The following is a 13,032-nucleotide window of genomic DNA, read 5'->3' on the forward strand; positions in this document are numbered from 1 at the left end:
AGTCGCCATGGCGACACGCCACCCGACTACAGCCTATAATTGCATCAGGCTCGTTTCAATAGCGACGCGGCAAGAGCGTTGATGACCGACGCGCGCCCCGCAGCCCCTATCCCAGATGCTTCCGGAAAAACTCCGTCGCCCTGCCCCAGGCGAGCTCGGCGGCTTCGCGGTCGTGCACGGCCTGGCGCTGCTCGTTGACGAAGGCGTGCTCGGCGTCATAGCGGAACAGCTCGAGCGACTTGCCGGCGGCCTTCATGGCCTTTTCGAAACCGTTGACCAATTCCGGCGTGCACCAATCGTCCTTGTTGGCGAAGTGGGCCTGGAGCGGGATCTTGACGTCGGCCGGCTTGGCCGCCTGCTCCGGCGGGATGCCGTAGAACACGACGCCAGCCGAGAGCTCCCGCACATGCACCGAGCCGATGATGGTGACGGCGCCGCCGAGGCAGAAGCCTGTCAGCCCGACCTTGGCACCGTTGCGCGACAGATATTGCGTGGCGCCGCGCACGGTCTGCGTGGTGGCATCCATGAAGTCGAGCGAGTTCATTTCCTTGCCGGCCGCGTCCGTGTCGTGATACGGCACCACCTTGCCCTTGTAGAGATCGGGCGCGAGCGCATCGAAACCGGCCAGCGCGAAGCGATCGCAGAGGCCCTTGATCTGGTCCGACAGGCCCCACCATTCCTGGATCACGACCACGCCCGGCGCATTGCCGCGCGCGGCGTTGGCAAGATAGCCCGAGGCGTCCTTGCCGTCCGGGCGCTTGAAGGTGATGGCGGTTCCCATGGTGTCCTCCGACGAGTTTCTGGGGAGCGGTTGGCGGCATTTTGGCCGCTGCGAGCGCGATAGGCAATCGCGCCAGACAACACACGCGCGTGTGCAACAAAAAAGCCCCCTTGCGGGGGCCTCTTCATTCTCGTCTCGCCTCCGGCCCCTCAGTGGGAGTCGGCCCAGACCTTCTTCTTGGTGAAGTACATCAGGCCGGCGAAGATGATCAGGAAAATGAACACCTGGAAGCCCATGCGCTTGCGCGCTTCCATGTGCGGCTCGGCGGTCCACATCAGGAACGTGGTGACGTCCTTGGAATATTGCGCGATCGTGGTCGGCGAGCCGTCGTCATAGGTCACCTGGCCGTCGCTGAGCGGCTTCGGCATCTTGATGGCGTGGCCCGGGAAGTACTTGTTGTAGTAGGAGCCCTCCGGGATGGTCACGCCTTCCGGCACCTTGTCCTCAAACCCCTGGAGCACAGCCGAGACGTAGTCCGGGCCCTGCTCCTGATACTGGGTGAAGAAGTCGAAGATGAACATCGGGAAGCCGCGGCCGTAGGACCGCGCCTTGGTGATCAGCGACAGATCCGGCGGCGCCGCGCCGCCGTTCGCCGCACGCGCGGCCTGCTCGTTCGGGAACGGCGAGGGGAAATAGTCGGCCGGCCGGCCCGCGCGCTCGAACATGTCGCCGGCATCGTTCGGACCATCCTTGATCTTGTAGTCGGAGGCGAAGGCCGCAGCCTGCGCCACCGAATAGCCGGGGCCGCCGGCTTCCGCGAGATTGCGGAAGGCGACGTAGGACAGGCCGTGGCAGTTGGAACAGACTTCCTTGTAGACCTTCAGGCCGCGCTGCAATGCGCCGCGATCGTACTTGCCGAAGGGACCGGCAAACGACCATTTGTTGCCCGGCGGCTTGTCGCTGCCTTCGGAGGCGCGCGCATCCTGCAGGCTGCCGAGGAACAGCGCACCGGCTGCGACGAGCGCGATGGCGACGGAGGCCACCGCCTTGCCGCTCTTGGCGAGGATCGCCTCCGAGATCGAATTCGGCACCGGCCGCGGCTTCTCGATGCGCGCGAGCAGCGGCAGCACGATCAGGAAGTAGGCGAAGTAGCAGACCGTCAGGACCCGGCCGGCGATCACGTAGATGCCTTCCGGCGGCTGCGCGCCGAGATAGCCGAGCAGGATGCAGACCGCGACGAAGATCCAGAAGAACTGTTTTGCCAGCGGCCGGTACTTCGACGATTTGGTCTTGGCGGCATCGAGCCAGGGCAGGAAGCACAGGATGATGATCGCCGAGAACATCCCGATCACGCCCGCGAGCTTGTTCGGGATCGAGCGCAGGATCGCGTAGAATGGCAGGTAATACCATTCCGGCACGATGTGCGGCGGCGTCACCCCCGGGTTCGCCGGAATGTAGTTGTCGGCGTCGCCGAGATAGTTCGGCATGTAGAAGATGAACCAGGCATAGAGCAGCAGGAAGCAGGCGACGCCGAAGCCGTCCTTGATGGTCGCGTGGGGCGTGAACGGGACCGTGTCCTTTTCCGTCTTCGGCTCGACGCCGTCAGGATTGTTCTGGCCGGCGACATGCAGCGCCCAGACGTGCAGCACGACAACGCCCGCGATCAGGAACGGCAGCAGATAGTGCAGCGAGAAGAAGCGGTTCAGCGTCGGATTGCCGACCGAATAGCCGCCCCACAGCAGCGTCACGATGCTCTCGCCGACATAGGGAATGGCGGAGAACAGGTTGGTGATGACGGTGGCGCCCCAGAAGCTCATCTGGCCCCACGGCAGCACGTAGCCCATGAAGCCGGTCGCCATCATCAAGAGGTAGATGATGACGCCGAGGATCCACAGCACCTCGCGCGGCTCCTTGTAGGAGCCGTAATAGAGGCCGCGCAGCATGTGGACGTAGACCGCGAAGAAGAACATCGACGCGCCGCAGGCGTGCATGTTGCGCAGCAGCCAGCCGTAATTGACGTCACGGACCAGAAGCTCGACCGACTTGAAGGCGAGATCGGCATGCGGCGTGTAGTGCATCGCCAGGATCACGCCGGTCAGGATCTGCATCCCCAGCATGAAGGAGAGGATGGCGCCGAACGTCCACCAGTAGTTCAGATTGCGCGGGGTGGGGTAGACGACGAAAGAGGAGTGCATGAGGCCGAGGATCGGCAGACGCCGCTCGATCCATTGCAGGGCCGGATTGCTCGGCTGGTAGTCGGATGGTCCGCTCATGATGCGATCCTGAGGAAATGTACGGCGAGACGGCGCGAAGCTTCGGACGGCGGTCCGAAGCTCAGCCGATCTGGATTTTGGTGTCGGAAACGAACTGGTACGGCGGCACCGGCAGGTTCGCGGGCGCGGGCCCCTGGCGGATGCGGCCGGACGAATCGTACTGCGAACCATGACAGGGGCAGAAGAACCCGTCGTAATTGCCCTCATGAGCGATCGGGATGCAGCCGAGATGGGTGCAGATGCCGATCACGACCAGCCATTGCTCATGGCCGGACTTGACCCGAGCCTCGTCGGTCTGCGGATCGGGCAGGCTCGCCACGTTGACGGCGCGCGCCTCGTCGATCTGCTTCTTGGTGCGGTGGCTGATGTAGATCGGCTTGCCGCGCCAGAACACCTTGATGTCCTGTCCCTCGGCGACCGGGCTGAGATCGACCTCGATCGGCGCACCGGCGGCGATGGTCGACGCATCAGGATTCATCTGGGAGATGAAGGGCCAGAGCGCAGCTGCGCCCCCTACTGCTGCAGCCGCCCCCGTTGCAACGAATAAGAAATCACGGCGTGTCGGATGGTCCGCCGAAGACGCTGTCGTCACGATTCCAACCCTTTCTTCTTATGCTGCCGGCGGAACCGCCCCAGGAGCCCCCAAGGTCCCCAGAACAGCCTGCCGGCGCCCGCGGCCCCCCGCGGCGGCAGAACTTCACTCGTCCCCACCAAAACAAGGCGAAAACAGCAGTCCAGAATCGTTCTATTGGCACCCTTGCCGGGCGAGCGCAAGCCCGCTAACGGCGGGGAAGCGTGCAATGCACGAATTCCCGCGCTAGCGATGTTTTATTGAGACATTTCCGGCCCGCACCGCCCCCGATACAGCCTAAGCACAGCCCATGCAGATAGCGCTTTTCCAACCCGACATCCCCCAGAACACCGGCACGATTCTCAGGCTCTGCGCCTGTCTGGGCGTGGCCGCCCATATCATCGAACCGGCAGGCTTCCCGGTCTCCGACCGGCATTTCCGCCGGGCGGGAATGGATTACCTCGATCAGGTCAGCATCACCCGCCACGACTCCTGGTCGAAATTCGAGGCGTGGCGCGCGGCCCAGGGCTGCCGCCTGCTGCTGTTCACCACCAAAGGGGCCACCGACTATCGCGATTTCCGTTACCAGACGGCGGACATCCTGCTATTCGGGCGCGAGAGCGTCGGCGTCACCGACGCGGTGGTCGAGGCCGCCGATGCGCGGCTGGTGATCCCGATCACGGCCGGGCTGCGGTCGCTCAATGTCGCCATGTCCGCGGCCATGGCCGCCGGCGAAGCGCTGCGGCAGCTCCGGAACCCCAAGGGCCCACAGGAAGGGCCCACAGGATTGAGGAGAGACGGTTGAGTTACGCGGTCAAGGAAATCTTCCTGACCCTGCAAGGCGAAGGCGCCCATGCCGGGCGCGCGTCCGTGTTTTGCCGTTTTGCCGGCTGCAATCTCTGGAGCGGGCGCGAGGCCGACCGTATGGATGCCACCTGCAAATTCTGCGATACGGATTTCGTCGGCACCGACGGAACGCTCGGCGGGCGCTATGCCTCGGCCGTGGAACTTGCCGACACCATCGCCGCGCAATGGACGGCCTCCACCGCCAACCGCTACGTGGTGCTCACCGGCGGCGAGCCGCTGCTCCAGGTCGACGACGCGCTGATCGACGCACTCCACGCCAATGGCTTCGAGATCGGCGTCGAGACCAATGGCACGATCGCCCCGCCCGCGGGGCTCGACTGGATCTGCGTCAGCCCCAAGGGCGGCAGCGATCTGGTGATCCGGCGCGGCCACGAGCTGAAGCTGGTCTATCCGCAGGCCCTCGCCGCGCCGGAGACTTTCGAGGATCTCGCCTTCGAGCGCTTCTCGCTGCAGCCGATGGACGGACCGGAGGTCACCGAGAACACCGCGCGCGCGATCGATTACTGCCTCAATCATCCGCAATGGCGGCTGAGCGTGCAGACGCATAAATCGCTCGGCATCAGATAGGATTGGTTTTCGAACAGATGTGGGAATTGACGAAATCGTTCCGCTTCGAGGCGGCGCACTCACTGTCGGGAACGACGTTCGGCGCCGCCAGCGAAGAGATCCACGGCCACTCCTTCCGCGCCGAGGTGACGGTGCGCGGCACGCCCGATCCCAAAACCGGGATGGTGGTCGATCTCGGTCTCGTCCAGCGCGCGATCGAGGACGTCAGGCTGACGCTCGACCACAAGTACCTCAACAAGATCGAGGCGCTGGGCACGCCGACGCTGGAGAATCTGTCGCGCTTCGTCTGGGAGCGGCTGGCCCATATCGGCAAGCTCACCCGAGTCAGCATCCATCGCGACAGTTGCAACGAGAGCTGCAGCTATTACGGTCCGCAAGGGTTGACGCGATGACATCTGCAATGGACCCCAATTTGATCGAAGACCGCAAGAGCCGCGCACGAACATGGTTCGAAGCCTTGCGCGACGACATCTGCGCGAGCTTCGAGCGGCTGGAGGATGACGCGCCGCAAAGCCTTTATCCGGGCAAGGCCGGCCGTTTCCTGCGGACACCCTGGCAGCGCACCGATCACACCGGCGCGGCCGGCGGCGGCGGCGTGATGTCGATGATGCATGGCCGCCTGTTCGAGAAGGTCGGCGTGCATTGCTCGACGGTGCACGGCGAGTTCGCGCCCGAGTTTCGCGCGCAGATTCCGGGCGCGGCGGAAGACCCGAGGTTCTGGGCCTCCGGCATCTCACTGATCGCCCACTTGCGCAATCCGCACGTCCCCGCCGTGCACATGAACACGCGCTTCGTCGTCACCACGAAAGCATGGTTCGGCGGCGGCGCCGATCTGACGCCGGTGCTCGACCGCCGGCGCACGCAGGACGACGCCGACAGCATCGCCTTCCATGCCGCGATGAAACAGGCCTGCGCGCAACCGAACGGCATCGCCGATTACGACAAGTACAAAAAATGGTGCGACGAGTATTTCCATCTGCCGCACCGCAAAGAGGCGCGCGGCATCGGCGGCATCTTCTACGACTGGCACGACAGCGGCGACTGGGACGCCGACCTCGCTTTCACCCAGGACGTCGGCCGTGCTTTCCGGAATATCTACCCCGAGATCGTGCGGCGCAATTTCGCGAGCGCCTGGACCGCTGATGACCGCGAGGAGCAACTGGTCCGGCGCGGACGCTATGTCGAATTCAACCTGCTCTACGACCGCGGCACCATCTTCGGGCTCAAGACCGGCGGCAATGTCGATTCGATCCTGTCGTCGCTGCCGCCGGAGGTGAAATGGCCATGACCGTGATGAAGCCCGCCATGACGCCGCTGCCGCGCGCCATGCTGATCGACATGGACGACACCATCCTGTCGGCCTATGGCCGGCCCGAGATCGCGTGGAATACGATCACGGCCGAGTTCGCCGAGGAGCTCGCGCCGCTGCCGCCGCATCAGGTCGCCACCGCGGTGCTGGCCTTCGCGCGAAACTTCTGGGCCAATGCGGAAGCCGCGTGGCGGCTGAAGCTTGCCGAGGCCCGGCACATCACCGTCAAGGGCGGCTTCGCCGCGCTCGCGGCGGCCGGCCACCGCGCCCTGCCCGACGACCTCGCCATTCGCCTCGCCGACCGCTTCACCACCTATCGTGAGGAGGAGATGTTCGTCTTCCCCGGCGCGCATGAGGCGATCGACCAATTGAAGGCGCTCGGCATCAAGCTCGCGCTGGTGACCAACGGCGCCGCCGACACCCAGCGCGCCAAGGTCGAGCGCTTCGAGCTGGCGCACCGCTTCCATCACATCCAGATCGAGGGCGAGCACGGTTTCGGCAAGCCCGAGGAGCGCGCCTATCTGCACGCGATGGAGGCGCTCGGCGTCACCGCCCAGGACACCTGGATGATCGGCGACAATCTGGAGTGGGAGGTCGTGACGCCGCAGCGCCTCGGCATCTACTCGATCTGGATCGACGTGCACGGCGACGGCCTGCCCGAAGGCTCGACCGTCAAGCCCGACCGCATCATCCGCTCGCTGACCGAGCTGGTGCCGGACCGGCTCTAACTGGTGCGCGAAGAAACAATTTCGAAAACAACCCCATGCACAGTAGCCGGCTGCTGCAAAATCAACGGCTTGCCGCAAACGCGGCAGATTGCGGATTTTGCGAAATCATTTGACCCGTCGGGCAAAACAGGCGCATGATGCCATCATCGCGGCGCATGGGACGGAAAAGCCCCTGCGCAACCCATCGAGCAGGTACCTTGTCTCCGTCATGGTCCCGCTCCCGGCCTGAGGCTCCATCATCGGCGTTTCAGCAGTCTGGTGGCGGATGCGCGCTGCCGCAGCACATCGACTGATCCGGCGATCCGTGATCGGCGTGTCATGCCGGCCTGCTAGCTTCTTAAGTCAATCAACCCGAAAGGACCATCCATGGAACTGAAAGCCGGCGATATCGTCATGCTGAAATCCGGCGGCCAGCCGCTGACCGTCGCGGACGTCAAAGGCGACGACGTCATCTGCCTCTGGATGGGCGTCGAAGGCGACTTGTTTCGCGAGACGCTGCCGCTCGCCGTGCTCGAGCGACTGGAAGAACTGGACGAAGACGACGAGGATGAAGACGAGGACGATGAAGACGAGGAGTAGGCACGCCTAACGCCGCGTCCTGATTGGATCGAAACGGAGTACTACCTCCGACGCGCGATGTCCGCTTATCCGCCGAGAACGGCGCGATAGCGGACATCGGCCACCCCCCACGGAAGTTACCGCCGAAGGAAAATACGGCCCGGAGACAGCCAGTCGTTCTCTCCACTGAAAGGAACTGGAAGCATTTCCACCGGCCGCTGGCGACGAAGCGAACGTCGTCACGCAACGCGCCAATGCCCCTTGTGAATATCGAACTTCACGGCGCCGTCGTCACGCATCTTCAGCAGGAGCGATTGACAGTCGTCTTGATTTTTTATGTTCACACGCTTCATGATTTCGAAAGTCTTCAGAGGCTTTTCGCGCAGGGCAATTAGAATCTTTTCTCGATCAGTCATTGGGGTTCCTTGCATCGGCATCGGCGACGGTACGCGTTGTACAGGTCGTCAGCAACGGGTCCGTTCGGTTGACGAGGTTCGTTCCGGGGCAGTGACGGCTGTCGCCGTGTCAGGCGGGCCGCTTTCGTCAAGATAGTGCCAAGATAGTTCCGGTCACCAAGATAGCCTCTCGATCAAAGCTCGGGAAACAATGGCATCAACAGGAACGTTCAAGAAGCTCGCTGAGTTGAAAGTCATGCGCCTCGCACTCCGGACAAGGCCGCACCGCGCGGGCCTGGTCGAGGTCCAGCAAGGGGCGGAATATGCTCTCCAGCGTGCGCGGCACCGCCGCACGAGGATCGTGATGTACACGACTGCGATATACGATGAGCTGAGCCAGATAGAGCGCGATGTCGTCGAAGGAGAACGGCGACTCGCAGAGCAAGAGGCGCTGATTATCGAGATGAAGCGCCAGAACCAGGAGACAACCAAAGCAGAAGGCGAACTTGAACGGATGCGCATAGATCAGCGACGTCGCGATCAGGATCGACAACGTCTGCTCTCACGGCTGCAACCCTGAAACAACCGCCCCGCAATGACGCGGCACTCTCGCCGTAATTCTTCACCGACGCGACGAGCCCACGGGCGGAACCAAGCCGATTCGTCCTCCGACCGTTTCGCCGACGCAGGTCGGCATGTTGATTCAAATCAATTGTTGTCCAACCGCTTCGAAGTCAACTGCTGGCGATGTCACCCGGACGGGAGAGTCACATGTGGTTGCGGGTCATAGCGGCTGCGCTGAGCTTTACGCCGGTTTCGGCTTTTGCCGTCTCTGACTGCCGGGTCACAGGCCATCCATCAGCGTTCGGTGTCGACATGACTGCCTACGTCGCGGTCAAGACGGGCGAAACGTGCAATTTCCCGATGCGAATTCCAGGCGTGATGAATAGCTCGGGCGTTTCCCGCAAGCCTGCACACGGGACGCTGAGGCAGCTTAACGTAACGACGTTCAGATACACGGCGACATCCGGATACAGGGGCAACGACACCTTTGCCATATATGGCGAAGGAAAAGGTCCGTACGGCTCGGGCAGATCGGTCATGACGGTGAACGCAACGATTGAATAGCAGTGATAGAACAGGCAGCGGCAACCGAACGACGCGGGAAGGCGGGGCAAGCCGTATGCCCGCTTCGGGTCACTCGGACCTCCCAGGAGCTGATGACAAACTTCTGCAATACGATAGGAACGATATCGCGCAATGCCGGATTGGTGCTTGCCGTTGGGGCAGCAATTCGCTAGCCATTCAGCGACCGGCTCCCTTTTCCAGGCGCCAGCTTTTTCCGGCGCCGTTCGGCTGACATGATGGAGTATCTCATGCGAATCGCCGTGCTGGTTGTCTTCATGGTGGCGGGGCTTGCTCCCGCGGCACACGCCGAGCGCGACTACCCCTGGTGCGTCTTTGGCGGAGAGCTCGGCGCTTCCGGCGAGTGCATGTATGAGACCCGAGAACAGTGCATGGCCTCGGCATCCGGGCGGTGGAACACCTCTTGCGCTGTGAACCCGCGCGTGAGGTTCAGACCGCCGGCTCCGCCCCGGGCGCGCTGATCACACGAACGCCGCGACGCGCTGAGCACGGCCGAACTCAAGCGACCAAGGCTTACGCCCGTGTTGTCAAAGTCGACAACTGATCGGTGTCGTAACGGTCGCGGAGGTCGGAGAGAACCCCTGGATCCGGCGCACCCTGCGCCGCGAGTTTCGCAAGCTGTTCGAAATAGTGCTCGTGGCCGGGCGGGGAGACGGTCATCAGCACGCGGGCCGGTTTGTCACTGACATTGGTGATGTTGTGAGGGACCCCCGGCGGGATGAACAAATAGGTCCCCGGGCTTGCGCGCAGCGTCTTGTCGCCAACATGCCACTCACACTCCCCCTCGAGTAGATAGAAGGTCTCCTCCTGCACCCGATGAACATGCAGCCCGGTGGCGAAGCCCGCCGGGATCGTCCAGTCGAACATGCTCGTGTATTTGGTATCCTCGCCAGTGACGAGGAAAACCATGGGATGACCACGGAGCATGACGCCCTTCTTCTCGTCAGGCATACGAATGACAGCATCGGCGCTCATGACATTCCTCCATCGTCCAGGTGCGTGCTCCCACGGGCACTGAAGCAACATCGCCCATCTGTGTCGGAAGTCGTGAAACAGTTCCCAAAAATTTGCTAAAAGCATCGAATGGCAACGGCGGATCTCTACCAGTTCGGCCCGTTCCGCCTCGACCCGGAGGCGGGCATTCTCTACCATGGGGCCAGGCCCACCATGCTCGGGCAGCGCGCCGTCGCGCTGCTGCGGCTGCTGCTGGAGAACGCGGGCGTACCGGTTTCCAAGGATGCGCTGGTCGAGGCCGGCTGGGGCGGACTGGCCGTTGCCGACAACAATCTCACGGTGCAGATCGCCGCCCTGCGCCGGGTGCTCGCCGACGAGAAGGCCGATAGCTGGATCGAAACGCTGCCGCGCCGCGGCTATCGCTATGTCGGACCGCCCGTCGCCACCCATGGTCCGGATGCGTCACCTGCCGCCCGTGCGGCGTACGCACCGACGTTGCCCGACAAGCCGTCCGTCGCGGTTCTGCCGTTTTCGAACTTGAGCGGCGATCCCCAGCAGGACTACTTCGCCGACGGGATGGTCGAAGACATCATCACCGGCCTGGCCCGCATCAAGTGGTTGTTCGTCATTGCGCGAAACTCGACCTTGACCTACAGGGACCGTGCCGTGGACGTGAAGCAGGTCGGCCGCGAGCTCGGCGTGCGCTACGTTCTCGAAGGCAGCGTGCGCAAGGCCGAAGGCAGCGTGCGCGTGACGGGCCAGATGATCGACGCCTCGACCGGCGCTCATGTATGGGCCGAGCGCTACGACCGCAGCTCCGACGATATTTTCGCACTCCAGGATGAGATTGCGCTCTCGGCGGTGGGCGCGATTGCGCCGAGCTTGCGCCGTGCCGAAATCGACAGGGTCAAGCGGAAGCGCCCCGACAGCCTGGATGCCTACGATCTCGTTCTGCGGGCCCAGCTCGACGTCGATTCCGGGATGCCAGAGCAGGTGTCTCGAGCGCTCGTGCTGCTCGAACGTGCCATTGAACTCGATTCCACCTACGCGCTGGCACATGGCAACGCGGCGATGTGCCACCATTGCCTCTTCCTTCGCGTCGGCTTGCGGGAGACGAATCGTGCCGCTTCGATCCGACATGCCCGTTCGGCGATCCTTCACGGCCAGGACGACGCGACTGCGCTGGCGCTTGCGGGTTTTTCAATCGGCATGGATGGGCATGATCGCGACGCGGCTTTCACCGCATTCGAAGCCGCGCTTGCCGTCAGCCCCTCCTCGGCGCTGACCTACATCCTCGGCAGCGTCATTCTCGGATGGAGCGGAGAACCCGAGCGCGCCATCGAGTGGAGCGAGCGAGGCATGCGGCTCAGCCCGTTCGACCCGTGGGCTTTCGCCGCATTCGACGCGCAGGCGATGAGTCATTTGCTGCGCGGCCGCTACGAAGAGGCCTGTCGCGCCGCCTACAAGTCCGTTCAGGCCAATCCCGCACACAGCATCACCTATGTCCAACTGGCCGCTGCGCTTGCCAAACTCGGACGGCTGGATGAAGCGAGGGCGGCCGCGGAGCGGGTGCTCGAACTTCAACCGACCTTTCGCTACAGCCGCCAGTTCGCGGGCGTGAACTGTGCCCCGGCGCTTGCGGAAACTCTTGGCGATGCGCTGAAGACGGCCGGGCTCCCGGAGTAACGTGAAGTGGGAATGCGATGACCGCTTGGAGGCAAAATCCGGTCGATCCGCCAATAGCCAGGGGATGACAGCCAAAGGTTGGCATGGGACCCCGCGCGCGTGATGCCAACGATGTGACCAATCGTGAACCCGCTCATCGCTGGAGCGACGTGACCTGTTTCCTATCTAGGCAGGGGGCGGCTCTCGATTGGAGAAGAAGCAATGCGTTCTATTTTGGCGTTGAGCCTTTTGATTAGCCTCGCGGGCGCTGCGAACGCGGCCACGGTGCACCATTCGCACCGGTCGCATGTTGTTGTTCGTCCCGCCTCGGACCCCGCCTGGAGTTCGGCCTACGCACAATCCGCGCCGCCGATACACTACGGGCCCGCACCCGACCAAGGCCAAAGTGAACCGTATTTTGGCGCTTCGCAGGGTTACGCGCCGGGCGAAAAGGAGCGCTTTCTCCACAGTGTATTCAGCCCATGAACGCCCGTAGCCGGCAAATCACCAACATCTCGTCGGCGATACCTTCGAGAGAAGACCTCGGGGCGATCTGTCAGGTGCATTGACGCTCCGCGGCCGGGGCACGAATTCCGATTGGAGCCGGCTCATCCAGGCGATGAGTTGCCTCGCCGCCACCGAGATTATCGCCAGCCCGCCGGTGACATGGCGACGTCGAGGATCGCGGAGTGAACATGCACCGGCATTCGCCCGACGAAAGCTTTTGCCAGGAACGCGCGCATTGTCACTGACAATTGCCATTTCCGGTCAATGACAATGCAACAGTTCAAATCAGCAAGTCATGAGGCGTAGCTATAACGACATGATGCAGACCGCTATTGCCGTGGTCGGCCGCGTGTCCGTCCAGTGCATTGGGGAGTATATTGACGATGACCTCGAGGTTCTCCTGACCGGGCGGAACGTGCGGATGATTCAGCTCTTCAGGCTCAGCTACCGCGACGGGAGTGGAGGGAGTTACCTCGCTATCGAAGCGGAATACCAGTTCTTGATCCGCGGCGTTTGCAGAGGTCGAGGATAAATCGTGCCCCGAATTGCCGTGCTCCACGACGGCCGGCTCTGTGGTCTGCACTGCCGCTGACACGCTCGCAGTGTCCGAAGCCGCAGCGTGGTTCTCGGCGCCTTTGCCGACGCCGTTGCCCGGTGCGGAATCAGCTTCAGTCGACTCCATGGCTGCCGCCTGTGCAGACCCTGGCTCCGAAGCGTGCTCCGAGTTACCGTGGCCCGCGCTGTCGGCCGTTGCGACGCCCGGTTCGACGA

At 63.2% G+C, this 13,032-nt stretch carries 15 protein-coding genes and 2 pseudogenes; 9 read left to right on the forward strand and 8 right to left on the reverse strand.

Translation table 11 applies throughout. The features are described from left to right. Window positions 1-106 precede the first annotated feature (106 nt). From JQ572_RS31970 to petA, 3 genes are all read right to left on the reverse strand, one after another. Window positions 107-781: a dienelactone hydrolase family protein gene (locus JQ572_RS31970; protein ID WP_211386819.1), complete on the reverse strand. Its 675-nt coding sequence runs from the start codon at window positions 779-781 to the stop codon at window positions 107-109. A 149-nt stretch (window positions 782-930) separates the two neighbouring features. After that, complete coding sequence (gene fbcH / locus JQ572_RS31975) at window positions 931-2,994, reverse strand: cytochrome b/c1 (RefSeq protein WP_211386820.1); 2,064 nt, start codon at window positions 2,992-2,994, stop codon at window positions 931-933. Window positions 2,995-3,055: 61 nt separating this feature from the next. Continuing rightward, window positions 3,056-3,586, reverse strand: coding sequence for a ubiquinol-cytochrome c reductase iron-sulfur subunit (petA, locus tag JQ572_RS31980; RefSeq protein WP_128924114.1), 531 nt, complete (start codon window positions 3,584-3,586; stop codon window positions 3,056-3,058). 289 nt (window positions 3,587-3,875) lie between these two features. On the opposite strand from petA, the gene JQ572_RS31985 reads away from it, so the two are divergent. The 6 genes from JQ572_RS31985 (at window position 3,876) to JQ572_RS32010 (ending at window position 7,615) form a co-directional block, all read left to right on the forward strand. Continuing rightward, the gene (locus tag JQ572_RS31985; RefSeq protein WP_211386821.1) at window positions 3,876-4,370 is read left to right on the forward strand and encodes a tRNA (cytidine(34)-2'-O)-methyltransferase; all 495 of its coding nucleotides are present in this window, start codon (window positions 3,876-3,878) and stop codon (window positions 4,368-4,370) included. Then, window positions 4,367-4,999 carry a 7-carboxy-7-deazaguanine synthase gene (gene queE, locus JQ572_RS31990; protein ID WP_211386822.1) on the forward strand — a complete coding sequence of 211 codons (633 nt, stop codon included), beginning with the start codon at window positions 4,367-4,369 and terminating at the stop codon, window positions 4,997-4,999. Before JQ572_RS31985 ends, queE begins: the two co-directional genes overlap by 4 nt. 17 nt (window positions 5,000-5,016) lie before the next feature. Further along, a complete protein-coding gene (locus JQ572_RS31995) occupies window positions 5,017-5,391 on the forward strand; it encodes a 6-pyruvoyl trahydropterin synthase family protein (RefSeq protein ID WP_211386834.1) in 375 nt (124 codons plus the stop codon). A gap of 8 nt (window positions 5,392-5,399) precedes the next feature. Continuing rightward, window positions 5,400-6,287 (forward strand): oxygen-dependent coproporphyrinogen oxidase, encoded by an 888-nt coding sequence (hemF, locus tag JQ572_RS32000; RefSeq protein WP_211386835.1) that lies wholly within the window; start codon window positions 5,400-5,402, stop codon window positions 6,285-6,287. Continuing rightward, a complete protein-coding gene (locus JQ572_RS32005; RefSeq protein ID WP_211386823.1) occupies window positions 6,278-7,036 on the forward strand; it encodes an HAD family hydrolase in 759 nt (252 codons plus the stop codon). Before hemF ends, JQ572_RS32005 begins: the two co-directional genes overlap by 10 nt. Before the next feature lie 366 nt (window positions 7,037-7,402). After that, window positions 7,403-7,615, forward strand: a complete 213-nt coding sequence (locus JQ572_RS32010; RefSeq protein WP_211386824.1) for a DUF2158 domain-containing protein — start codon at window positions 7,403-7,405, stop codon at window positions 7,613-7,615. Between the two features lie 218 nt (window positions 7,616-7,833). On the opposite strand, the gene JQ572_RS32015 is transcribed toward JQ572_RS32010, so the two are convergent. Both JQ572_RS32015 and JQ572_RS32020 read right to left on the reverse strand, forming a co-directional pair. Beyond that, complete coding sequence (locus JQ572_RS32015; RefSeq protein WP_211386825.1) at window positions 7,834-8,010, reverse strand: hypothetical protein; 177 nt, start codon at window positions 8,008-8,010, stop codon at window positions 7,834-7,836. A gap of 196 nt (window positions 8,011-8,206) precedes the next feature. After that, window positions 8,207-8,542: a hypothetical protein gene (locus tag JQ572_RS32020; protein WP_211386826.1), complete on the reverse strand. Its 336-nt coding sequence runs from the start codon at window positions 8,540-8,542 to the stop codon at window positions 8,207-8,209. Between the two features lie 218 nt (window positions 8,543-8,760). Here JQ572_RS32020 and JQ572_RS32025 point away from each other — a divergent pair, with 218 nt between their 5' ends. Next, window positions 8,761-9,117 (forward strand): hypothetical protein, encoded by a 357-nt coding sequence (locus JQ572_RS32025; RefSeq protein ID WP_211386827.1) that lies wholly within the window; start codon window positions 8,761-8,763, stop codon window positions 9,115-9,117. Window positions 9,118-9,365: 248 nt separating this feature from the next. After that, the gene (locus JQ572_RS32030; RefSeq protein WP_211386828.1) at window positions 9,366-9,596 is read left to right on the forward strand and encodes a DUF3551 domain-containing protein; all 231 of its coding nucleotides are present in this window, start codon (window positions 9,366-9,368) and stop codon (window positions 9,594-9,596) included. 52 nt (window positions 9,597-9,648) lie between these two features. Here the strand turns inward: JQ572_RS32030 and JQ572_RS32035 are convergent, their stop codons facing one another. Next, entirely contained in the window at window positions 9,649-10,110 is a 462-nt protein-coding gene (locus tag JQ572_RS32035; protein ID WP_211386829.1) for a cupin domain-containing protein, read from the reverse strand. A gap of 108 nt (window positions 10,111-10,218) precedes the next feature. On the opposite strand from JQ572_RS32035, the gene JQ572_RS32040 reads away from it, so the two are divergent. Next, window positions 10,219-11,775, forward strand: a complete 1,557-nt coding sequence (locus JQ572_RS32040) for a winged helix-turn-helix domain-containing tetratricopeptide repeat protein (RefSeq protein ID WP_211386830.1) — start codon at window positions 10,219-10,221, stop codon at window positions 11,773-11,775. 597 nt (window positions 11,776-12,372) lie between these two features. On the opposite strand, the pseudogene JQ572_RS35210 reads toward JQ572_RS32040, so the two are convergent. Both JQ572_RS35210 and JQ572_RS32045 read right to left on the reverse strand, forming a co-directional pair. After that, window positions 12,373-12,491, reverse strand: a pseudogene (locus tag JQ572_RS35210) (sulfite exporter TauE/SafE family protein); the annotation flags it as partial. A gap of 50 nt (window positions 12,492-12,541) precedes the next feature. Next, window positions 12,542-13,032, reverse strand: a pseudogene (locus JQ572_RS32045) (LuxR C-terminal-related transcriptional regulator); the annotation flags it as partial.

This window comes from Bradyrhizobium sp. SZCCT0153, from assembly GCF_018129995.1.
GTDB classification, from domain to species: Bacteria; Pseudomonadota; Alphaproteobacteria; order Rhizobiales; family Xanthobacteraceae; genus Bradyrhizobium; species Bradyrhizobium japonicum_G.